Genomic DNA, 21,654 nt, shown 5'->3' with positions numbered 1-21,654 from the left:
GCCCACGGGGGCGTCGGTCTGTATCGATTAATCGCCCTTCGTGACCGACGGGAACAGCAGACATATCCCGATCCGGATAAAATCCACCCCTAATGGGAATCCTCGAGAACAAGGCCAGAGCCCGACTGTTCTACAAGTACCTCTCGAAGGTGTACGACCAGGTTAATCCCTTCATCTGGAACGAGGAGATGCGCGCCGACGCCCTCGAACTGCTCGATCTCGAGGCCGACGCGACCGTCCTCGACGTCGGCTGCGGCACCGGGTTCGCGACCGAAGGGCTGCTCGAGCACGTCGACGAGGTGTACGCGCTCGATCAGAGCGAGCACCAGCTCGAGCAGGCCTACGCGAAACTCGGAAAACGCGCTCCGCCGGTTCACTTCCACCGCGGCGACGCCGAACGGCTGCCGTTCGCGACGGACACGTTCGACGTCGTCTGGTCGTCCGGTTCGATCGAGTACTGGCCGAATCCGATCCTCGCGCTCCGGGAGTTCCGCCGCGTCCTGAAACCCGGCGGACAGGTGCTCGTCGTCGGGCCGAACTACCCCGACAGCTTCGTCGCACAGAAACTCGCCGACTCGATCATGCTCTTTTACGACGAGTACGAGGCCGACCGGATGTTCAAACGAGCCGGGTTCGAGGACGTCAAACACCTGTTTCAGGGCCCATCCTACGATCCGGACGTCGCGATCACGACGATCGGTCGCGCTCCCGAGTAATCGCGGACTATCGGTCTCCGCTACCGCTACGCTACGTCGCCGTCGCCTCGAGCGTCGCTATCCGGGTCCCGTCGACGACGAGCGTGACGCCGACTGTATCGCCTGACTCGATATCCGGATCGTTCGTTCCGGCGACCGTGACGCCCGCGCGCTCCCCGGTCCGCCACTCGGAATCGCTCTCCGCGTTGAACGGCCCCGTCGGCGAACCGTCGAATCCGTCCGCGCCGACGAACGGCACCGGCGGCTGGTCGGCCAGTCCCTCGCCGTCGACCGTAATCTGTACCGACAGCTCGGCAACGTCGACGGCGTCGCCCTCGACGTGATCGATTGCAACCGTCGACTCCTCTCCGTCGACCGTAAGATCGAACGCCGCGGTCGGCCCGGCGGACTCGAGCGACCACGTGCTGGCACCGACTGCGACCATCGTCGCCAGCAGGACCGTTATCGCGACCAGCGCGAGCACGCCGACGAGTCGGCTGACGGCTCGAGTGTCGTAGCCGAACGTCGTTTCGTCGGCGCTCCCCTTGCTGGCGCGGTCGCTCTTGTGTTCGACGTTCCGGTCGGAGATCGACGGTTCGCTCGAGCGGAGTGACACGCCCCATCGTGGCCGCTCGTTCCGATATAAAGGTACGGCCGAACGATGCTATCGTCTATTCGCCGTCCTCGTGTCGACGCTCCCGGAGTCCGACTCGATCGACACCTCGTAGTCATCGAGTGGCGGCAAGAGCCACAGCGTGCCGTCGTCGTCGGTCTCGCCGAGTTCTACCCCGTTCATCCAAACCGTCGCATTCTCGGGGTCGTCAGTGACCATATCGGCTACTCTCACTTCTACCGGCCCGTTGACGGGCGTTTCCGTAATCGTGAGATCGATATCGTCGTTGATCCACGATCTGTTGTTGTCTTCGGGCAGCGACTCGAGCGCGAGTTCCTGTGATTCGCGGTAGACGTCTCCCGTTCCCCCGTCGAGGTACACTTGGAGGTGGTTTCGGTCGTCCTCCATCTCGACGAAGTAGAGATTCTGCTCGCCGTAGTCGTTGAAGCTCGACCAGCTCTGTTCACCGCCCGCCCACGGATAGTGCTCCGTGGCGGCCTCCATCGTCTCGGAGTTCGAATAGTCCTCGAATTGGTTTTCGACGTCGGGGCCGGTGTCGCGGTTGTCGAACCGAACCGTCTCGAGAATGTACATGTCACCCTCGATCATCGAGAGGCTGTAGCCATCTTCCGACGTCTGAATTCGGACGTCGGGCCGTTCGTCCCAGCCGGACGACTGGCTCGCCTGGTCGAGGTTCGCCCGGAGCGACGTTCGGTGGAGGTCGAGCGCCGCTTCGTCGGCACGGACCTGCTGGTTCGACAGCGAGTATCCAGGCACCGCATCCGTTCGGTCGTCTATCTCGTTCAGTGCGTTTAGCAGCGATTCTGCTTCGTTGTAGTTTCGCAACAGCGTCTGTATCAGTTCGGTATCGGTGATCTCACCGTCGGCGTGGTCTCTGACCGCATCACGTTCGCGCTGCTCGAGATTTTCGGTTCGATCGGCGATCCGATTGTTCGCCGTTCTGATCATATTCTCTCGCTCCTCGTCCGTCGCGGTATCGAACTCGCTGTCGACGATAGTGTACTGCTCGTGATCGACCCTGAGGTGATCGTCCACGGCGGCGAGTGTGAGACCGAAATCGGTTCCGTACGTGGCTCGTTCTTCCCTGATCTCACCGGAAAGCTGGAGGCGGTTCGTCGTATCTTCGGCTTCGACCGGCGACGATGACGCTTGCTGGAGGGTCAACTGCTGGAACTGCGGGTCGGGGGCATCGCGTGTTGCGTCGTCGGCTTCCGGTCCCGCCGCGATGACGGGCATCGCCAGAAGCGACGTAACGAGCAACACCGCGAAGACGACGGGCGTCGCACTGTTCATCGCCCCACCATAAGGACTCCTGATACAAAAACTGGTCGCACCAGTGATGGATCCGTCCAGTGGCCGATTACAGGCCTGAAACAGGAGTTTCCACCCGAAAGTAACGCGTTATTTTCCGATGGAAAGTGTTTTTTCCCCGGGGAAACCACCGGTTGGTACGCATGCGGTTATCCACCGCGATTACAATTGCCCTCACAGCCCTCCTCGTGACGTCTTCCGTGGGGGTGGTGGCCGCCGCCCCGTCGGCGTCCCCGCACGACCCCACACCGACGGGTCACGACTCCCTCGAGTCGACTCCACTCGCACTTTCCCCGTCGATCTCGACGTCTGACACCTCGCCGTCGGTTTCGTCCGCCAGTCTCGCACCAGCGATGGCCATCGAGGACCCGCCCGCGGAGGCCGGTGCGAAACAGGTGCTCCGGATCGAGATCGACGAGACCGGCGACGCCCGTTGGTCGATCGAGAGCCGTTTTATCCTGACTGACGACGATGATGTCGACGAGTTCAACGACTACGCCGACGCCATTCTGGCAGGCGAACGCGACCCCAACGTCGATCCGCGCGAGTTCGAACATCTCGCGAGCGAAGCTGCGGACCGAACCGACCGCGAGATGACGATTCGGGACGCCGGTTGGGACGACCCACGGGTCGAGTCCGTCGACGACGTCGACGACATTGACGGCGAAGCGATCGATCACGAAGACGGCGACGACGTTCGCGTCGGTACCATCACGTACTCGCTCACCTGGACTAACTTCGCGACGGCCGAAAACGATCGCATCTATCTCGGCGATGTCTTCCAGACCGACGACGGCGTCTGGCTCTCGTTGAACAGCATCCAACGTCTCGTCATCGACTATCCGGACGCGTACGCCCTCGAGACACCCACGCAACTCGACTGGGACGGACCCTACGAGTTCAACGACCACGAACTCGAGATCGTCTTCGTCCGCAGCGGTGGCGGCGGCTCCGCCGGCCCTGCATCCTCCATGGGAATCCCGAACTGGCTGATCGCCGGCGTCGTCGGCGTCGTCTTCGCCGTCGGAATCGGGAGCTACCTCTTCGCCCGCCGCGACCAGAACGCCGAGCTTCCGGCCCCGCTCGAGCGCGTTTCGGAGCGGATCGCCCAACTCGGCCTCCTCGGATTCCTCACCAGTGTCCGTTCGCGGGCCGCCGCTCGAGACGGAGCAGGCGATCAGGACACGTCCGCGACTGGCACCGACGGCGGGACCGCAGTTCAGTCTGCGGCTGACAACCCAGTGGACGCTGTCGGCGACCGGGACGCCGCCGGGACGCGACTCGAGTACGAGGAGGAACCCGACGACGGTATCGATCCCGAACTGTTGAGCGACGAAGAGCGCGTCCTCCGGATGCTCACGCGAAACGGCGGGCGGATGAAACAGGCCTCGATCGTCAAAGAGACCGGCTGGTCGAACGCCAAGGTCTCCCAACTCCTCTCGCAGATGGACGACGACGAGGAGATCGAGAAGCTCCGGATCGGTCGAGAGAATCTCATCACGCTCCCCGAAGTCGATCCGACCGAACTGGATTGACGACGACCGCTTTCTTTTCGGGTTCGCTCCGCTCACCGCTCTCTGCTCACGGACGCTTTGCGTCCGTTCACACGGTTAGCGGGACCGCCGATCCCGCTCAACTCCAAAAATCTCCACCAAAAAGCCGCTCACTCCTTCCAGTCGCTCGCGGTACTCACACCAACGGCGTCCGCTCGACGACCTGTCCGTCGTACGTCGGATACTGCTCGACGATTTCGCCGTCCTCGAGATCACCCTCGTCGATCATCTCCTCTAAGAGCCACCAGGCGATCTCGACGTGGTCCGTCTTGACGGTGTAGAACTCCTCGGGAACGCCCAGCGCTTCGAACCGCTCGGGTTCGGCGCGGGTCTTGCCGTAGACGAGCGTGCCGTCGTCGGTGATATCGTCGAACTCCCGGCGGATGTTTCGGGCCATACGCTTCAGGCGACGGCGGTGCTGGGCGGCGTCCTTGAAGACAGAGGTACAGAAGTAGACCTTCTCGTGGTCGCCCATCACCTCGAGGATCTCCTCGCGGGAGCCCTCGACGGCGCTCATATGGTCTTCTTTGAGTTCGAAGCCTTCCTCCTGCATCCGGCGGTAGTTCCCGTCGCTCATCTCGAACTCGTTGACGTTACAGAAGTCGGCCGCACCCTCGTCGAGAAAGTCGAGGAACTCCGGTTCGGGGCGAATGCCGGGGATTTCGAACGCCGGCGTGAGCCCCTCTTCGCGGGCGATGTAGAGGATCTCCTCCCACTCGGTGCCGTGCATCTCGCCCCAGAGCTCGAGCGGCGGATGGAAGCGAATTTCGTCGAGCCCGGCTTCGGAGAGGCGACGCATGTTCTCGCGGCCGCCAGGAATACCCGTGTAGAGGTGGGTGTGGTGGTCCTCGCCGAACTCGTCTTTCAGCAGTTCGAGGTAGTGACAGGTTCGGTCGAGGGCCTCCTGGGGTTCGCCGCCGGTGATCGACGTGCCGAGTGCGTCCATCCGGTGGGCCTCCGTGAGGACGTCCTCGTCGCTCTCGACGAGTCGCTCGTTCGCGTAGACGTCGGTGACGTTCTTGCGGTTCTCGCCGAGCGGGCAGTAAAAGCAGTCACGCTGGTCGCAGTAGCCGTACACGAACAGCACCATCTTGCCGCCTTTCGCGCACTGCTCACAGCCCTTCGAGATCATTCGAGGGAACGTACTGGGCGCGTCCACAAAAGCCGTGCGAAACGAACGCGCCGTGAGTCGACGGCTCACGCCACCCTCGAGCGTCGGTCATCTCCCGGTCGCGCGACGGTCGCGTTCCGAGCACCCTCGGCCGCATACTATTATACGGTGGCCTCCCAACGGAGGCTAGCTAATGTCTCCCGGGATCAGCGTCCTCTGTGTCGACGACGACCCGGACGTTCGGTCACTGACGGCGACCGCACTCGAGCGAACGAGCGACGAACTGGACGTCGCGACGGCGAGCGGGAGCCGCGAGGCGCTCGATCGACTGGCGAACGGCGACGATCCCGACTGCATCGTCAGCGACTACGACATGCCAGAACTGAACGGGCTCGAGTTGCTCGAGGCGGTTCGGAAGGAGGATTCCGACCTCCCGTTCATCCTGTTCACCGGAAAGGGGTCCGAAGAGATCGCCAGCGAGGCGATCTCGGCCGGCGTGACCGACTACCTACAGAAAGGGTCCGGGCTGGATCGCTACGCGGTCCTCGCGAACCGAATCGAAAACGCCGTCGACCGCCGACGGACGGCTCGCGCGCGCCGGGAGAGCGAACGTGAACTCGAGCGCTACCGAACGCTCGTGGAGTCGATGAGCGATCCGATGTACGTCCTGGATGAGACGGGCCGGTGTACCGTCGCGAACGAGGCGTTTTGCGAGTTAGTCGACGCCGACCATGAGCGCATTCTCGGGACCCACATTTCGGCGTTTATCAGCAGGGCGTCGCTCGAGCGCGGCGTCAAGACGGTTCGTCGACTGCACGAGAGCGGCCGCGAGTCCGATCGGTTCGAAGTCACCGTCGAGGGCGACGACGGCGAGCGATGGATCGGCGAAGCGAACGTAACCGTGCTGACCGACGAACGAGGCGAACGAACCGGCTCGACCGCCGTGATTCGTGACATTACGGAGCGCAAGCAACGGATTCGCGAACTCGGCCAGTACGAAGCGATCGTCGAAACAGCCCCGATTGGATTGTTCGCAGTCGATGGCGACGGCTACCTCCGCTGGCACAACGAGGAGTTTACAAACGACCTCGGCATCGAGCGGGATATCGTGGGAACCCACTTTCAGGAACTAGTCGACGACGGGTTCGTCCCCGAACAAATCCTCGATAACTATCTCGATCGCGTTCGACACCTACTTTCTTCGGCGAACGATGACGAGCACATCGCCTACGAAATGGAGTGGAACAACGCGAAGGGTGAGCGTGGTGTCACCGAGTTCAACATTGGTCTGCTCCCGCTCGAAGACGGCGAGTTCACTGGGACCGTCCACGCCTTCCGAAACGTGACCGAGCGCGTCGAGTATCGGGAAGAACTCGAGCGCCAGAACCAACGTCTCGAGCAGTTCGTTAGTATCGTCTCTCACGACCTTCGCAACCCGTTGAACGTCGCACAGGGCCATCTCGACTTGCTCGAGACGGAGTGTGACCACGATTCCATCGAGGAGACCCGCTGGGCGATCGACCGCATGGAGGAACTCATCGACGATCTGCTTGCCCTCGCCCGCTACGGCCGCACCGTGGCTGACCGCGAACGGATCGAACTCGCCGAACTCGCCAACGCCGCTTGGGCCTGCGTCGATACCGCCGAGGCGAATCTGGTGATCAGTCTCGAGGGAACGATCACCGGCCACGAGGGACGCGTTCGCGAACTCCTCGAGAACCTCTTCCGGAACGCGATCGAACACGGCGGCGAGGACGTGACCGTTACTGTCGGCCGAATAACCGACGATGGCGACGGCGCCGGATTCTTCGTCGCAGACAATGGTTCTGGACTTCCCGAGACGGGAGATATCTTCGAATTCGGCCACACGACGGCAGCGGACGGGACCGGGTTCGGACTGGGCATTGTCGCCGAAATCGCCGACGCCCACGGCTGGCAGATCAGCGCCAGCGAGAGCGTAGACGGCGGTGCGCGCTTCGAAATCCGCAAGGCTACGACTCTCGAAGGGGAGCGCTCCGCCGAGTAAGGCCGGCCTTCCCGCCGAGTGCAAACGGTTCTTCCCAATGAGCACGCGTCCAACGGATTCGATTGGCTCGTCTTCCTCGAGCCGTCCGATGAATTCTGTCGTCCCCAGAAGATGGAAATACCCCGCGCCCGAACGTTCGTGCAGATGCTGCTGGTCCTCTGTGTCGACCTCGACGACGACCTCGGCCGGAAAACGGGCTTTTCGACGCCGGTCATCGGCCGCGACCCGGTCGAGGAGTCGGCCGTCGCCCTCGCGACCGCGGACCCGGAGGACTCCGACGTCAACGTCATCTTTCAGGGGTTACACATCTACGACGACCTCGACGGGCGCGACGAGAGCGTCGAAGTCGCCGTCGTCACCGGTAACGACGAGGGCGACGTCAAGGCCAATCGGGAGGTCGGCGACGAGGTCGATACGGTCCTCGCGAGCCTCTCGACTGCGGAGGACGTGACCGCGCTCGTGGTCACCGACGGGGCACAGGACGAGTCGGTCATCCCCATTATTCGGTCGCGGGTTCCGATCGACGGCGTTCGCCGCGTCGTCGTCCGACAGGCTCAGAACTTGGAGTCGATGTACTACACGATCAAACAGGTGCTGAACGACCCCGAGACGCGAGGGACGGTGTTGATTCCGCTGGGAATCCTCCTGCTCATCTATCCGCTCGCGCTGATCGGAAGCGTGCTGGACATGCCCGGTATCGTGCTCGGGACCACCTCCGCGCTCCTCGGGTTCTACCTCATCTCCCGCGGGCTCGGTCTCGGCGATCGACTCGACGCCGCCGTCGAACGCGGCCGACGGTCGTTGTACGCCGGCCGGACGACCCTGCTCGCCTACGTCGTCGCCGCGGCCCTGTTCGTCCTCGGCGGCGTCAGCGGGATGAACACCTTAGAGGAGGTCCAGGGGGCTACCGCGGACGATATCGGCGCGCCGGTCATGCTCGCCGCGTTCGCCTACGGCTCGATCCAGTGGATCGCCGCCGCCGGTCTCACCACCAGTCTCGGCCAGATCACCGACGAGTACATCGCGGGTCGACTCGAGTGGCGGTACCTCAACGCCCCCTTCTACGTCCTCTCGATCGCCATCGTCCTCCACGCGGTGAGCGCGTACTTCTTAAACGAGGTCGAGATCAACTACCTCGCGACGGCGCTGACGGTCGGGACGCTGCTGGGCATCGTGAGTACCCTCACGTTCGCCGTCCTCGAGTCGCGGTTTTCGGACGAGGAGAGCGACCGCGAGACCGACGACGGGACGAGACAGCGCGTATAGCGACAGCGCTCGCGGGAGAATGCGTGGACGTCGATACGAGGATCGTCACTCCGCGGTCTCGCCTCGAGTCACCGCTCGCGTTCGACGACGAACTCCGCCAGCTCGAGCAGGTAGTCCCTGGCCGCCGGATCGGCGACCTCGACCCGGTCGAGCGCGTCGATCGCGCGGTCCGACTCGGCTCGAGCGCGCGCGTTGGCCTCCTCGGGGGTGAGATCGGTGACCTGGACGACCGACGGCCGCTCTAAGGCGGCGTCGTGGCCGGTCGGTTTCCCCAGCTCTTCGGGCTCTGCGACTGCGTCCAGCACGTCGTCTCTGATCTGGAAGGCGACGCCGACGCGTTCGGCGTACTCGCCGAGCGCTTCGACGGTGACGGGATCCGAGTCGGCCGCGATGGCCCCCAGCTCGGCGGCGGCCCGAAAGAGCGCCCCGGTCTTGCGCCGCGCCAGCGTCATGTACTCCTCCTCCGTCTCCGGCTCGGCCGACAGCTCCGTCGCCTCGCCGACGCCGAGTTCGACCATCGCCTCGGCGACGACCTGCGTCGCCTTCGGGTCCGCCGAAAAGAGGGCGAACGCCTCCCCGAGCAGGCCGTCGCTCGAGACGATGGCTGGCCCGTAGCCGAACTCGGCCCACGCGCTGGTCGTCCCGCGGCGCAGTTCGGAGCGGTCGATGATGTCGTCGATGACGAGCGACGCGCTGTGGACGAGTTCGATCCCGACGCCGAAGTCAACCGCGTCTTCAGCCGTACCGCCGACGGTTTCACAGGCTAGCAGTGCGACCATCGGCCGGACGCGTTTGCCGCCCGAGAGCGCCGTGTGGCGGATCTCCTCTCTGAGCGAGTCCGGCTCGAGGGCGTCGATCACCTCGACGAGGCGCTCCTCGATCAGCGCCCGACGACGCTCCAGACGTTCCATTGCCAGCGCTTAGGACGGGGGTACAAAGTAGGTGACGGATCAGCCGAACTCAGGACTCGTCCACGCCATCGAACGAGAACGGCTGATCCGTTTGTGCTGGCTCCGACGTGTCCGCTTCCGGCTCCGCCGTTGCGGAATCTCCATCATCGGTCTGTTCGGTATCCGTCCCGGTCGGTTCGCCATCAATCTGTTCACCGTCCGTCTCGGTCTGTTCGTCCGCCTCGAATGTTAGTTCAGTTCCCGTCTCGGCCTCTCCGTCGGCTTCGTCAGTCAGTTCGGGGTCGGCGTCGGTCGACCAGGACTGCGAGCTTCGGTCGGTATCGAAGCGGTCGAGCGCCTCGCTGAGGTGTGCCGCCTGTCCGGCCAGCGAGTTCGCGTTCTCGGACACCTCGGCGAGCGCCGACGTCTGCTCCTCCGCCGCGGCCGCGACGTGTTGGGCCTCCTGCACCGTCGTCTCGGAGATGTCGGTCGCGGCCGACGTCATCGCAACGACTTCCTGCGTCGAGGCCGCCTGCTCTTCGGACGCCGCGGAGATCTCCTGGACGCCGTCGTTGGTCTGGCTCGCGTAGTCTGCAATCTCGTCGAGTGCCGCCGCCGCGTTCTCGACGGAGTCGACGTGCGTCGAGATCCGATCGGCGGTCTTTTCGACCTCCGCCGCGGTGTGGTCGGTCCGCTCGTTGATCCGCTCGAGTCGCTTCTCGATGTCCTCGGCGGTCTCTCTCGTATCCTCGGCTAGCTCCTTGACCTGCGAGGCGACGACGGCGAACCCGCTGCTGTCGTCGTTGGCTCCGCGCGAGGCCTCGATGTTGGCGTTCAACGCGAGCATGTTCGTCTGCTCGGCGACCTCGGAGATGAACTCGACCAGTTCGTCGATCTGTTCCATCTCCGCCTCGAGCGCCTGGATCGCCTCGACGGCCTCGGCCGACTCGGATTCGATCTCGTGCATCCCGTCGATCGCCTCCTGTGCCGCTTTGCGGCCGTGACGGCCCGTTTCGGCCGTCCGTTCGGCGATGTCCGCGACCTCGTTCGAGGAGGCGGCGATCTCCTCGGTCGTCGTCGAAAGGCCGCTCATCTCGGTCGCGACCGCTTGCAGGTGCTGGTTCTGTTCGTCCGCGCCGTCGGAAATCTCCTGGACGGACACCGTCACCTGTTCGGACGCCGATCGAACCTCCTCGGCGCTCGTCGTCACCTCTTCGCTCGCCGTCGCGACCTCGGTGGCGAACGTCTTGACGTGAGCGGTCGTCTCCTCGAGTTCGTCGACCATCGAGTTGAACGAGCGGGCGATATCGGCCATCGCCTCGCTTTCGCTCTCGGGATCGAGCCGCTGTGTCAGGTCTCCGCCGGCACACTGGGCCATCACGTCGCGGTACTCGTCCGCTTTCGTCTCGAGGTGGCGGTTGATCGTCTCGGTTTCGGTCCGCGCCTGCTCTGCATCTCGTCGGGCGTTCTCGGCCTCTTCGATCTGATTCCGCAGCGAGGTGCGCATGCTGTCGAAGCCCTCGTAGAGCCGTCCGATCTCGTCGGCCCGGGACGTCTCGAGATCGACGTCTAAGTTCCCTTCCTCCATCTCCTTCGTCCGATCGCGCAACTCGGCGAGCGGGACGACGGTCTGGCGACCCAGCACGACGCCGACGACGCCGAGCGCGATCAGGCTCACGAGCACCATCGCGATGACGTTGGTGCCGACGTCGGCCGCGACGCCGTAGGCCTGTTCGGTCGGGACGCTCGTGACGGCAACCCACTGCGTGTCGCCGACCGGCGTGTACGCCCGGACGAACTCGCCGTCGTCGACGCGCGTCAGTCGACCGCCGAGTGCGGCCTCGAGCGCCTCGTCGTCGACCGACGCCTCGTCGATCGACGCGTTCTCGGACTGCAGGACCGGCGTTCCGTCGGCGTCGACGATAGCCGTCGACGACGAGGCGCCTTCCTGCTGAAGCTGCTGGACGCGGTACTCGAGCGTCCCGATGACGACGACGACGCGGTCGTCCCGTTCGGAAACCGGACTGGCAAAGGCCATCACCTGGTCGTCGAGCGACGACGACGTGTAGGCCTGCTCGGAGTTCCACACCGCATCGTCGAAGGCGAGTTCGCCCTGGAAGTCGGTGGTCGCCCACGGGTCGTCGACGTCCGCGAGCGATTGGCTGCGGAGTTCCGCGTCCGTGCTCGTAACGACCTCGTCGTTCTCGGTGTCGACGTAGTGGATCGCCCGCACGTCGACGGACATCCGCGCCTGCGCCTCGACGATCTCACCCTGTACTTCCTGTGGATCGCCGTCCTGTAACACCGGCGAGGCCGACGCCGTCCGCGTCTGGACGCGCATCGACTCGACCCACTCGCCGATTCCGTCCGCCTGCAACTCCGCGGTCGACTCGAGTTGCTCGTTCGAATCGGTCCTGACCGTGTCGTCGATGGCGGCGTAGCTGACGGCGCCGACCGAGCCGATGACCAGGACGACCACCAGAATCGAGATCACGAACTTCGCGAGGTATCGCCGCCTGATGAACGACGGGACCAGTTTCTCGCGGACCGACATTAGGTCGTCACCCGATCTATTTCGGCGATACCGCCATCTGCCTCCCGATCGAACTCCCAGTACTCGAACGTCGCGTCCGTCACGTCGCCGTTCTGGTCGAACGACAGGGCGCTCGAGGCGCCTTGGTACTCGACCGGTTCGCCCTGTGCCGCGAGTTGGAGCCCCTCGGCGAGCGTCTCCGGTTCGATCACCTCACCGGGCTCGTTCGTTACCGTCTGCATGGCGTTTCTGATCGCCGTTCCGTCGTTCTGCCCGGCGTACGCGTTGGCGAGCAAGAGCACGGCCGTCGAATCGTAGGCGTGGGCCGTGAAAATCCCCGGTTCGGCGTCGTACGCGTCTTCGAACCCGTTGGCGAAGAACTCCTCGCCGGGGCCGCCGACCAGCGGCGCCGTGCCGCGAATGCCGTCGATGGAATGGTCGACCTCGTCGTGAAGGCCGCCGTCTCGGAGTCCGTCCGTGACGAGCACGTCGATCTCGTCGAGGTCGTCGCCCAGATCCGAAAACAGTTGTGCGCCCGTCTCGGGGTAGCCGATTACGATCAGGAGTTCGGGGTCGTCCGTTCCGGCCTGCTCGATCGCATCAGCGTAGGAGTCGCTCTCCTCGTCCACCGGAACCTGCGCCGATACCGTCCCGCCGTGGGTCGTCTGGAACGCTTGCGCGAACGCCTGGGTTAGCTGCCAGCCGTAGTCGTTGTTCACGTACAGCGTCGCCGCCGTCTCGTGACCGAGGTCCGTCACCGCTTGGTCTGCGAGAATAGCCGCCTGTAAGGAGTCGGACAGCGCCGTCCGGAAGACGAGTCCGGCGTCGTTCAGGGCCGTGATGGTCGGCGTCGTCGACGCCGGTGAACAGCTGACGACTCGGTGTGGAATGAGCACCTGCTGGGTCGCCTGGAGCGTCACGTCGGAGGCCGCCGGCCCGTTGACCATCGGATAGCCGTCGTTGACGAGGCGGGCGGCTCCCTGAACGCCCGCCGACGGCGAGGTTTCCGTGTCGACGACTTCGTACTCGATCTCGAGATCGATCTCGTCTTCGACCTGCGTAATCGGAAGCAACGCGGCGTCCCGAATCGGCTCTCCCACGGAGCCGAGATTACCGCTGAGCGGTAGCATTACTCCGAGTTTGATCGTTCGATCGGTACCGCCTCCATCTCCGTCGTCGTCGTCGCGAACGTCGAACCCGGAGAAACTACCGAGACAGCCGGCGAGGCCGCTGAGTCCAGCGACGCCCGCGGCCGACAGGAGCTTCCGGCGTTTCAGTCGGACTGACATACAAACCGTATTTAATCACTGATACATAGCTATGTCGGGCAGTCATCAACTGTGATACAATAACACGACACGTTCTTCCGGTGGTCCAGCGCTCGAGCGCCGACTGGCTACCTCGATCGACGTCGCGCTCGGCGTCTTCCCTGCCGGTTGCGATAGACGACAGCAGTGGTCGCCGGGCTGGAGCGACGTACTGTCTCTGCCAGATCTCGGCAATCCGCTCGGCGTCGATCTCGCGGCGGTGACTCAGGTGTTGGCACCTCTTTTGCGTTCCGCGGGAGTCACGACGTTTCTCGAGCGCACCGCTCTCGGCGGGACGTAAAGCCTGTCTACAAAAAAGGAACCCCGTGGTCTAGCGTCTATCCGCCGAACTCTTCGGTGAGCGCGGGGACGACGTCGAAGAGGTCGTCGTGGATCGCGTAGTCGGCGATGTCCATGATCGGCGCGTTCGGGTCCGTGTTGATCGCGACGATCGTATCGGAGCCTTTCATCCCGGCGACGTGCTGGACTGCCCCCGAAATACCGATCGCGATGTAGACGTCCGGCGTGACGACCTTCCCGGACTGGCCGACCTGGCGGTTCTTCGGCAGCCAGCCGTTGTCGACGATCGGACGCGAGGACGACACCGTCGCGTCGAGTGCGTCGGCGAGTTCCTCGATGAGCGGGATGTTCTCCTCCTCCTCGATCCCGCGACCGACGCTGACGAGCACGTCGGCCTCGCTGATGTCGACGTCGCCGCCGCCGACTTCCTCGAAGCCGTTGACGGTCGAACCGACGGCGTCTTCATCGATCTCGGCGTCGAACGCCTCGACCGAGGCGTCGCCGGTGCCCTCCGCAGCGGGCCACTCGGCGCCCCGAATGGTGGCGACTGCGGCACCCTCGAGTTCGTTGGTCGTCTCGACTTTGCCACCGTACATCTCGCGGGTGGCGATCAGCGTCTCGCCGTCGGTCTCGAGGCCGATGGTGTCGGTAACCACGGGGAGGTCGAGCGCGTTGGCGATGGCGGGCGCGTAGTCGAGGCCGTTGACGCTGTTGGGCGTCAGGATGTACTGCGGCGCCAGGTCGTCGTACAGTTGGGTGATCGCCTGCGTGTAGACGTCGTGGTTGAACTCCTCACCGTGGGAGACGGTGTGGATGGCGTCGACGCCTTCGCGGTTGAGTTTCTCCGCAAAGTCGTCGACGGTGCCGCTGATGACGGCGAGGTGCAGGTCGCCGCCGGTCTCGTCGGCCAGTTGGCGGCCCGCGGTAATGATCTCGTAGCTGACGTCGCGAAGTTCGCCGCGGCGGTGTTCGGTTACTGCGAGGACGTCCGTCATGGCGCCACCCCCTTGTTGCGGAGCATCTCACCTAACTCGGCGGCGGTCTCCTCGGGACTTCCCTCCCAGATCGTCGCGTCGCTCTCGCTCTCGGGTTCGTACATGTCCGTGAGCGTGAGGTCGCCTTCGATCTCACCCTCGTCGACGCCGAGGTCTGCGAGCCCCTGCACGTCGAGTTCCTTGCGCTGGGCCTGGCGGATGCCGCGCAGGCTGGCGTAGCGCGGTTCGTTGATACCCGTCTGGATCGTGAGGACGGCCGGCAGCTCGATGTCGGTGAGCTCCTCGACGCCGCCCTCGAGTTCGCGTCGCACGGAGGCGACGCCGTCGTCGAACTCGTGCTCGAGGTGATTGACGACGGCCCCCCACTGGGCGCCGATCTCTTCGGCAACGGAGACGCCGGTCGCGGCGAAGCTGTCGTCGCCGGCCTGGACGCCGGTGAGGACGAGGTCGGGATCCTCTTCCTCGACGACGGCGCTCAGGATCTGGGTCTTCGCGTTGACGTCGAGCAGGTCGACGCCCTCGAGGGCGTCGTCCCAGACGCGGACGGCGCGGTCGGCACCCTTCGCGAGCGCCTGGCGGATCGTTTGTTCGCAGTCTTCCGGACCGATGGTAACCGTGACGACTTCGTCGGCGACGCCGGCCTCTTGGAGCTGAACGGCCTCTTCGATGGCGTAATCGTCCCACTCGTTGAGGTCGGCACCGAGGTACTGATCGGCGATCTCAGTACCCTCGATCTCGAACTCGTCTTCGACGGTCGCGACTTCTTTGACCGTAACGAGGATTTTCATCATCAATCACTGCAACGTCCGTACCGTAAATCTTTTCGAAACGCGCTTTCAGATGGGAGCCGTTCATTTTCCAGTCGTCGCCGACTCACCCGGTACGTATTACGTTCCCCGGCGAACAGCCGGGGAGACGTTACCAGCGTTTTCTACAGTGCAGCCTTCGATCGGTGAGACAGCCGTCGATCTGCGAGACGGAAACGGTTTAACGACGCCACTGGTAGTACGCGCTATGGCAGACTGTCCACTTGCCGACGACTGTCCGAGCTTCTCCGAGCGGATCTCGGGAATGGGGTGTAGCCACTACGGTGATCGGGGTGGCAAGGAGTGGTGCAATCACTACAGCCAGCCGATCCAGGACTTGAAGACCCAGCCCGTCAAAGCGGGCGAGGAGGTCGTCGTCGACGTCGTCGACATGCACGAAAGCGGTGCCGGCGTCGGTCGAACCGAGGACGGGTTCATCGTCATGGTCGACGGCGTCCTGCCGGAGGCTCGCGCTCGCGTCGAAATCACGCGCGTCCACAGCAACCACGCCCGCGCGGAGGAGCTCGAACTCCTCCCGATGGACCCGGATGCAGAGGGCGAGGAGACCGAAGACGCCGACGCGATCGACGACTCCGACGACTCCGACGACAGTGACGGAGACGCGTCGACTGAGGCGGGAGACGACTCGAGGGAGTCCGCGGCGGAGAAACGCGAACGCCTCGGCAGCCGCGAGAACTTCTGGGGCTCGTAAGGCGCCGTGCGTTTCGATGAGTGGACAGTCATCGAGCAGTCGCCGTTTTCGCCGTTCGTGAACCGCCGCGGTCACAACAGTTTTCTCATCACTCGTGCGATACAATCTCATGGATCGGATTTCGTTGTCGAATTCGGCGTTCGAAGGTGACAACAACGCGTACCTCTTCGCGGACGGGCGGGAAACGGTGCTGATCGATACCGGGGACTGGATGGAGACGACGCGCGAGCAACTCGAGGCCGCCTTCGACGAGCGCGGACTCGCGTTCGCGGACGTCGATCGGATCTTCCTCACGCACTGGCACGGCGACCACACCGGGCTAGCGGGCGTGATTCAGGCCGAGAGCGGGGCCGAAGTCTACGCGCACGAGGCCGACGCGCCGCTGATCGAAGGCGACGAGGACGCTTGGGAGTCGATGCACGACCTGCAACACCGATACTTCGACGAGTGGGGCATGCCGGAGGAGAAACAGGCGGTGCTCAAGGAGCGGATGGCGTCCGCCGGCGGCGCGAACGAGTCGCCGACCGTGACGTCGTTCGAAGACGGCGACCGGTTCTCGCTCGAGGGCTACGACCACGACCTCGAGGTCGTCCACACCTCCGGCCACGCGGCCGGCCTCTCGATGTTCGAGACGACGCTCGATGGTCGCCGGGAGGTCGTCTCCGGCGACGCGCTGTTGCCCGTCTACACCCCGAACGTCGGCGGCGCGGACGTCCGGGTCGACCAACCGCTCGAGAAGTACCTCCGCGCGCTCCAGGGGATCGTCGACGCCGACTACGACCGGGCGTGGCCGGGCCACCGCGACCCGATCGACGACCCCGCGGGCCGGGCTCAGTACATCATCGACCACCACGAGGAACGCGCGTTTCGGGTGCTCGACGCGCTGGATCGCAAAGGGCCCTGCGACACGTGGACCGTCAGCGCGGACCTGTTCGGCGAACTCGAGAGTATCCACATTCTCCACGGACCGGGAGAGTCGTACGCCCACCTCGAGCATCTCGAGCGCGCGGGAACCGTCGTTCGCGAGGGGGACGAGTACCGGCTGGCCGACGGCGTGAGCGAGGTACTCGCCGCGAAGGACGAAGAGCGCTGGACGCTCGAGTACTGACACCCGTCTTCTTTCGTCCTGTTTTCGCCCCCTATCGTCCCATTTCGTCCTTTCCGTCCCATTTCGTCCCTTATCGTCCCGTTTCACCTCCTCTCCAGCCGAGCGATCTTGCCATCAGACAGGTGTATGAATATCATACTAAGTATGCAAACACTGTCCAATTGTGGAATGATGTGGCTAGGAAATGCCTATGTGGGTTGGGAGACGGTGTTCGAAGTGAATGAGTATCTCTTCGACAGTCCCATGGGGGGACGGTCATCGGTTCGTCCGTGACCGCTCCTCGAGTCACTCGCAACGATCGATCGACCTGTGCGGGGTCGAGCAACCGTCTCGTACACTGCGAACCGGTCAGCGATGACGGACGACGCCGCTGCGGTCGGTCGCGCTCGAGGCGACGGGCTCACGCGGGACGACGACGGACTCGCGACCGATCCCGACGCGCTGGCACGGCTTCAGGAGATCGTCCCGGCGTTCATCGAGGAACAGGTCGACGACGCGGGCGCCGACGGCGTCGTGATCGCCCTCGATGGTGAACTTGCGTCGACAGTCACCGCCACGCTCGCGGTCGATGCGCTCGGCTCGGACCGCGTTACCGGGCTCGTTCTGCCGGCCTACATGAATCAGGAGGCGGCGGCGCGGGACGCGGAGGCCATCGCGTCCGTCTTGGATATCGAGTACAGCCGGGTCCCGCTCCAGCCGTTGCTCGGCGCGTTTCAGGAGGTCATCGGTGCGACCGCCCAACCGGCCGACGATCTCGTCGCGATGGAGAACGTCGCAGCCCGACTGCGGATGGCCTGTTCGTACTACGTCGCGAACACGACGAACGCGCTCGTCGTCGGGACGGCGACGCGAACCGACCGGTTCCTCGGGACGCTGACGAAACACGCCGATACAGGGGTCGACTGTCTCCCGCTGGGCGACCTGTACGGGACCGAGGTCCGAGCGCTCGCTGACGCGCTCGAAATTCCCACGGATCTCGTCGCACAGTCCGCGTTTCCTGCTGTTGGAGCAGGTCAGTTCGCGGGTGATGAACTCGAGATCGAGGCGAAAGCCGTGGATCGAATACTGCGATCACACGTCGACGAGGGGCTGGCTGTCGCGTCCGTCGCCGAACGAGTCGATGTCGACGCTGCGGCGGTCGAACGGATCGCCGACTGGTACGCCAGTATGCGACACAAACGGCGACTCCCCCCGACGCCGGCGACTCGAGAGGGGTCAGAACATCCGTTCTAGCGATCCCGAACAACTCGCCTGGCGCACGTCCTCGCAGGTGTCGGCGGCCTCGAAACCGTGACGACTGCTGGCAGTCGCGTAACTGGTCTTTGGTGTTCGGCCGGTTCGCCTGCCGTCGACTGGATCGCCTCTCCCTTCTCAGCCGTCGAAAAATGACGCACTGTTAACTCGTTTCGCCTGTACCGTCTACTCGATGTCCGATTCGATCTGCCGGCGCTTCGGTCCCGGCCGACTGCCGTACGCGTCCAGACGCGACGTCGGCGCCGGGATCGCGATGGCGGCTACGGGGGTGCTCGCGATCACCATCTGGTTCGTCGCCACCGGCCTGTTGCTTCTGACCGACGCCGTTCCCGCAGTCACCGGCACGAACGATCTCGAGTTCGCCGCCGCGTTCGGACTCCTCTTCGCCCCGTTCGGCGTGGTGGCGTCGTTCGTCGTCGGGACGCTCTGCTGGCGCGCGGTCGACGCGGACGCCTTGGACCCGCTCACGGGCGCACTGTTGGGTGCGTGTACGGCAGCCGCCGGTATGATCGGCGGCTCCGTCGGTGTCTCGCTCGTGTTGACCGCCGTCAGCCTCACGACCGGGACGCTGGCGCTGGCACAACTCGTCGTGTTCGCTGTCGTCGTCTCGGTCTCGGCACTCCTGTTCAGCGCGGTGTTCGCCGGTTGGCTGATCGTCCCGCTCGGGGCGTTCGGCGGCTGGTACCACGAACGGGCGCGGGCGACCGCGACCGACGGCAACTAACCCGTCGGATCGGGAAAGCTTTGATCCCGCCGCCGGCTTAGTGTATCGTATGAGTGCACGCGAAACCGAACTCGGGGGTCTGCGGTCGGTCGAACGGACGCGGTGGTCGCCGTGATCGACGAGGTCGAGGAGCTACTCGAGGAGATCGGGTTCGACGCCGAGACGAGCGTGTTGACACGCCGACAGGCACAGGTGCTCGCGCTTCGCGAGCGCGGCACCTCCCAGGCGGATATCGCCGACGCGCTCGGAACGTCGCGGGCGAACGTCTCCTCGATCGAGTCGAGCGGTCGCGAGAACCTCGAGAAGGCCCGCGAGACGGTCGCCTTCGCCGAGGCGTTACGGGCACCGGTTCGCGTTCGCGTCCCGGAGGGAACCGACCTCTACGACGTGCCACAGCTCGTTTACGAGGCCTGCGACGAGAAGGGGGTCAAGGTCGACCACACCGCGCCGGACCTGATGAAGGTCGTCAGCGACGCCGCGGGCGCTGCGGTGTCAGGCCGCGAGATTTCGACGCCGCTGATCGTCGGCGTTACCGCCGACGGAACGGTTCGCGTGCGACATCAGCAGTGACCGGCCTGCGCCTGCAGTCAGTAACCGGCGCGCGTCTGCAGCGGAGACCAGCGTGAGCCTCCGTCACTAATCACCTCGAGCGCGCTGGGCCCACCCGGTCAACGCGAACGGGCTGTGTCTCTCGAGTGCACCCGAATCGCTCACCGTATGGTGATTCTCTCGATTCGAAACGACCGCCAGAGCGAAAGGCGACGGCCGCGTACGTGGGAGCGATGACGATCGACCTGCCGGCGTCGCTGGCCGACTCGTGGCGAGCGCTGGGAACCAGGACTGGCGAATCGAGCGTGCTTCTCGCGTCGATCACCGCCGAGACGACGGTGTACGAACCGACCGACGGCGCCGACCGACTGGCGGCGCTGGGCGCGAGCGAGATTCCGGTCCGCTCGCTGTTCACCGTCGACGTGACGTTCTCCCCGTCGCTCTCGGATCTCGGCATGGCCCCGGAATCGGCCTTCGAGAAGGCCGCGCCGAAGGCGAAGTCGCAGTTCGTCACGACCCTCGAGGACGAGGGGCTGCGCGTCGACGGGACGCGAAATACCCTCGAGTTCGAAGCGACGAACGGCGCCGAAGGTAGTTGGTTCGTCCTCGACGCGGGCTACCCCGTCTCCCCCGACCTGACGGCGGGCGAGGACGAGTGGCTCGACGCGGAGGCCCACATCGCCGTCTGGCCGACCGAGGCGAGTTTCGGAATGGCGGGCGGAATTTTGCCGCTCGAGGACGGAAGTGACGTCGTCGACGGGGCCGGTGCGACCGACGGGGGCGAACTGCCGGCCGGGCTCGAGGTCGATCCGGAGTCCGACCGAGAGACGGTCGCGGACCTGATTCGGACGATCGAGCCCGCCGGCTGAGATGAGGCGCCCACCTTGACATCTTCCCGCCCCTAAAGGGGCGAGATTCCTCCGTTGGGGGTTCGGCTACCGACCCACGGAGGCAACTTGCGGGTTCGCACGCTGTTCGTTGGGACAAGCGCATGATGACGCTGACCATGAATGGTCGTCCCACTTGAACCGTGCAGGCCGTGCCATCGGCCCGACTTCGCCGCTCGTTTCGCGTTTTAAGAACGTCTCCGACGCCGTGAGGTCCGCGTGACCCTCGAAACCGCAGGGGCACGTCAACGTATCCTCGTGGCGCACAGTCGCCTTTCGCCCCCTACAGTCGGGGCACTCTTGGGAGGTCCACGCTTCCGACCGCGCTTCGAGGACGATACCGTATTCCTCGCAAACGCAGGCGAGACGGTTGATGAACGCGCGAAACGCCCAGAAGTTGTGCGTCTTTGCGTTCGCTCGAACCGACCAATTAGATTCGAGCACGTCGGTTAGGTCGCCGACATAGACCGTTGAAACGCCGTCGTCGTAGAGCCGTTCTACGAGGTCGCGGGCAACGGCGTTCATCGCGTGGTCACGTCGGCGCGTCCGTTGTCGGTAAAGCCGCCGAATACGGTTGCTACTGTAGCGCCCTTCGGGAAGGTTCGACTGTAGGCGGGCGATTTCCGTCGTCGTCTCGCGGAACCGTTCGAACAGGTCGCGTCCTTCGTAGAGGTACTGCGAGCCGGTCGAAACCGAACACGCTACGATGTTATTCGCGCCTACGTCCAGAGCGGCGGTTTCATCCGCCAGTGGTGAATCCTGCCGAGAATCAGGCACGGTGACAGGTTGAAAAGCTCGGTACGTATCGCTCGTTTCATCGTAGGTAATTTCGAGACGGCCCTGTTTGCCATCCCACTTCGGGTTCCCGCGCACTTCGAGGCGAAGGCGCTCGTGGTAGCCAAGACCGTACTCTTCTTTCAGGTCTTGCCCGACGGGGATTTCGAGACGGCTACGCTTGCCCCATTCGAGCGTGTACTGATTGCAACGGATGTA

At 64.5% G+C, this 21,654-nt stretch carries 19 protein-coding genes; 10 read left to right on the top strand and 9 right to left on the bottom strand.

Translation table 11 applies throughout. From position 1 onward, the window contains the following. The first annotated feature begins 92 nt into the window (after positions 1-92). On the top strand, positions 93-716 hold the full coding sequence (locus BLT08_RS18200; protein WP_090310825.1) for a methyltransferase domain-containing protein: 624 nt from the start codon (positions 93-95) through the stop codon (positions 714-716). Positions 717-747: 31 nt separating this feature from the next. Here BLT08_RS18200 and BLT08_RS18195 read toward each other — a convergent pair whose 3' ends face one another. After that, positions 748-1,311 (bottom strand): type IV pilin domain-containing protein, encoded by a 564-nt coding sequence (locus BLT08_RS18195; RefSeq protein ID WP_090310823.1) that lies wholly within the window; start codon positions 1,309-1,311, stop codon positions 748-750. 48 nt (positions 1,312-1,359) lie between these two features. Beyond that, positions 1,360-2,622, bottom strand: a complete 1,263-nt coding sequence (locus BLT08_RS18190) for a DUF7096 domain-containing protein (protein ID WP_090310822.1) — start codon at positions 2,620-2,622, stop codon at positions 1,360-1,362. Between the two features lie 371 nt (positions 2,623-2,993). Here BLT08_RS18190 and BLT08_RS18185 point away from each other — a divergent pair, with 371 nt between their 5' ends. Next, positions 2,994-4,175 (top strand): helix-turn-helix transcriptional regulator, encoded by a 1,182-nt coding sequence (locus tag BLT08_RS18185; RefSeq protein WP_090310820.1) that lies wholly within the window; start codon positions 2,994-2,996, stop codon positions 4,173-4,175. Between the two features lie 154 nt (positions 4,176-4,329). Here BLT08_RS18185 and BLT08_RS18180 read toward each other — a convergent pair whose 3' ends face one another. After that, a complete protein-coding gene (locus BLT08_RS18180) occupies positions 4,330-5,325 on the bottom strand; it encodes a radical SAM protein (protein WP_090310819.1) in 996 nt (331 codons plus the stop codon). A gap of 172 nt (positions 5,326-5,497) precedes the next feature. On the opposite strand from BLT08_RS18180, the gene BLT08_RS18175 reads away from it, so the two are divergent. Together BLT08_RS18175 and BLT08_RS18170 are read left to right on the top strand one after the other, a co-directional pair. Then, the gene (locus BLT08_RS18175; protein WP_090310817.1) at positions 5,498-7,330 is read left to right on the top strand and encodes a hybrid sensor histidine kinase/response regulator; all 1,833 of its coding nucleotides are present in this window, start codon (positions 5,498-5,500) and stop codon (positions 7,328-7,330) included. A gap of 144 nt (positions 7,331-7,474) precedes the next feature. Continuing rightward, positions 7,475-8,596, top strand: a complete 1,122-nt coding sequence (locus BLT08_RS18170; RefSeq protein ID WP_090311339.1) for a DUF373 family protein — start codon at positions 7,475-7,477, stop codon at positions 8,594-8,596. A 68-nt stretch (positions 8,597-8,664) separates the two neighbouring features. Here BLT08_RS18170 and BLT08_RS18165 read toward each other — a convergent pair whose 3' ends face one another. From BLT08_RS18165 to BLT08_RS18145, 5 genes are all read right to left on the bottom strand, one after another. Then, complete coding sequence (locus BLT08_RS18165) at positions 8,665-9,507, bottom strand: polyprenyl synthetase family protein (protein WP_090310815.1); 843 nt, start codon at positions 9,505-9,507, stop codon at positions 8,665-8,667. 49 nt (positions 9,508-9,556) lie between these two features. Beyond that, a complete protein-coding gene (locus BLT08_RS18160) occupies positions 9,557-12,040 on the bottom strand; it encodes a methyl-accepting chemotaxis protein (protein WP_090310813.1) in 2,484 nt (827 codons plus the stop codon). Next, a complete protein-coding gene (locus BLT08_RS18155) occupies positions 12,040-13,308 on the bottom strand; it encodes an ABC transporter substrate-binding protein (RefSeq protein WP_090310809.1) in 1,269 nt (422 codons plus the stop codon). Before BLT08_RS18155 ends, BLT08_RS18160 begins: the two co-directional genes overlap by 1 nt. Positions 13,309-13,664: 356 nt before the next feature. After that, the gene (locus BLT08_RS18150) at positions 13,665-14,621 is read right to left on the bottom strand and encodes an electron transfer flavoprotein subunit alpha/FixB family protein (RefSeq protein WP_090310807.1); all 957 of its coding nucleotides are present in this window, start codon (positions 14,619-14,621) and stop codon (positions 13,665-13,667) included. Then, positions 14,618-15,409, bottom strand: a complete 792-nt coding sequence (locus BLT08_RS18145) for an electron transfer flavoprotein subunit beta/FixA family protein (RefSeq protein ID WP_090311337.1) — start codon at positions 15,407-15,409, stop codon at positions 14,618-14,620. Before BLT08_RS18145 ends, BLT08_RS18150 begins: the two co-directional genes overlap by 4 nt. A gap of 226 nt (positions 15,410-15,635) precedes the next feature. Between BLT08_RS18145 and BLT08_RS18140 the strand changes: the two genes are divergently transcribed. The 6 genes from BLT08_RS18140 (at position 15,636) to BLT08_RS18115 (ending at position 20,643) form a co-directional block, all read left to right on the top strand. Beyond that, positions 15,636-16,139: a TRAM domain-containing protein gene (locus tag BLT08_RS18140; RefSeq protein ID WP_090310805.1), complete on the top strand. Its 504-nt coding sequence runs from the start codon at positions 15,636-15,638 to the stop codon at positions 16,137-16,139. A 109-nt stretch (positions 16,140-16,248) separates the two neighbouring features. Continuing rightward, positions 16,249-17,247 (top strand): MBL fold metallo-hydrolase, encoded by a 999-nt coding sequence (locus BLT08_RS18135; RefSeq protein ID WP_090310804.1) that lies wholly within the window; start codon positions 16,249-16,251, stop codon positions 17,245-17,247. A 354-nt stretch (positions 17,248-17,601) separates the two neighbouring features. After that, a complete protein-coding gene (nadE, locus tag BLT08_RS18130) occupies positions 17,602-18,480 on the top strand; it encodes an NAD(+) synthase (protein WP_090310802.1) in 879 nt (292 codons plus the stop codon). Positions 18,481-18,673: 193 nt separating this feature from the next. Next, on the top strand, positions 18,674-19,225 hold the full coding sequence (locus BLT08_RS18125; RefSeq protein ID WP_090310800.1) for a hypothetical protein: 552 nt from the start codon (positions 18,674-18,676) through the stop codon (positions 19,223-19,225). A gap of 111 nt (positions 19,226-19,336) precedes the next feature. After that, positions 19,337-19,795 carry a Tfx family DNA-binding protein gene (locus BLT08_RS18120; RefSeq protein ID WP_090311335.1) on the top strand — a complete coding sequence of 153 codons (459 nt, stop codon included), beginning with the start codon at positions 19,337-19,339 and terminating at the stop codon, positions 19,793-19,795. A 212-nt stretch (positions 19,796-20,007) separates the two neighbouring features. After that, positions 20,008-20,643: a DUF6517 family protein gene (locus BLT08_RS18115; protein WP_090311333.1), complete on the top strand. Its 636-nt coding sequence runs from the start codon at positions 20,008-20,010 to the stop codon at positions 20,641-20,643. 66 nt (positions 20,644-20,709) lie between these two features. Here BLT08_RS18115 and BLT08_RS18110 read toward each other — a convergent pair. After that, positions 20,710-21,654, bottom strand: a 945-nt coding sequence (locus BLT08_RS18110) for an RNA-guided endonuclease InsQ/TnpB family protein (RefSeq protein WP_090310798.1), incomplete at its 5' end; no start/stop codon positions are given.

The sequence above is a fragment of the Natronorubrum texcoconense genome (assembly GCF_900100335.1).
GTDB lineage: Archaea > Halobacteriota > Halobacteria > Halobacteriales > Natrialbaceae > Natronorubrum > Natronorubrum texcoconense.
The sequence above is the reverse complement of the archived record's forward strand: the minus strand, read 5'-3'. Positions and strand labels throughout refer to the sequence as shown.

Bases quoted from the DNA above. Each gene is read 5' to 3' on its own strand.
- BLT08_RS18200 (WP_090310825.1), top strand. From the start codon at position 93: ATGGGAATCCTCGAGAACAAGGCCAGAGCCCGACTGTTCTACAAGTAC.
- BLT08_RS18190 (WP_090310822.1), bottom strand. From the start codon at position 2,622: ATGAACAGTGCGACGCCCGTCGTCTTCGCGGTGTTGCTCGTTACGTCG.
- BLT08_RS18185 (WP_090310820.1), top strand. From the start codon at position 2,994: ATGGCCATCGAGGACCCGCCCGCGGAGGCCGGTGCGAAACAGGTGCTC.
- BLT08_RS18180 (WP_090310819.1), bottom strand. From the start codon at position 5,325: ATGATCTCGAAGGGCTGTGAGCAGTGCGCGAAAGGCGGCAAGATGGTG.
- BLT08_RS18175 (WP_090310817.1), top strand. From the start codon at position 5,498: ATGTCTCCCGGGATCAGCGTCCTCTGTGTCGACGACGACCCGGACGTT.
- BLT08_RS18170 (WP_090311339.1), top strand. From the start codon at position 7,475: ATGCTGCTGGTCCTCTGTGTCGACCTCGACGACGACCTCGGCCGGAAA.
- BLT08_RS18165 (WP_090310815.1), bottom strand. From the start codon at position 9,507: ATGGAACGTCTGGAGCGTCGTCGGGCGCTGATCGAGGAGCGCCTCGTC.
- BLT08_RS18160 (WP_090310813.1), bottom strand. From the start codon at position 12,040: ATGTCGGTCCGCGAGAAACTGGTCCCGTCGTTCATCAGGCGGCGATAC.
- BLT08_RS18155 (WP_090310809.1), bottom strand. From the start codon at position 13,308: ATGTCAGTCCGACTGAAACGCCGGAAGCTCCTGTCGGCCGCGGGCGTC.
- BLT08_RS18150 (WP_090310807.1), bottom strand. From the start codon at position 14,621: ATGACGGACGTCCTCGCAGTAACCGAACACCGCCGCGGCGAACTTCGC.
- BLT08_RS18145 (WP_090311337.1), bottom strand. From the start codon at position 15,409: ATGAAAATCCTCGTTACGGTCAAAGAAGTCGCGACCGTCGAAGACGAG.
- BLT08_RS18140 (WP_090310805.1), top strand. From the start codon at position 15,636: ATGGCAGACTGTCCACTTGCCGACGACTGTCCGAGCTTCTCCGAGCGG.
- BLT08_RS18135 (WP_090310804.1), top strand. From the start codon at position 16,249: ATGGATCGGATTTCGTTGTCGAATTCGGCGTTCGAAGGTGACAACAAC.
- nadE (WP_090310802.1), top strand. From the start codon at position 17,602: ATGACGGACGACGCCGCTGCGGTCGGTCGCGCTCGAGGCGACGGGCTC.
- BLT08_RS18125 (WP_090310800.1), top strand. From the start codon at position 18,674: ATGTCCGATTCGATCTGCCGGCGCTTCGGTCCCGGCCGACTGCCGTAC.
- BLT08_RS18115 (WP_090311333.1), top strand. From the start codon at position 20,008: ATGACGATCGACCTGCCGGCGTCGCTGGCCGACTCGTGGCGAGCGCTG.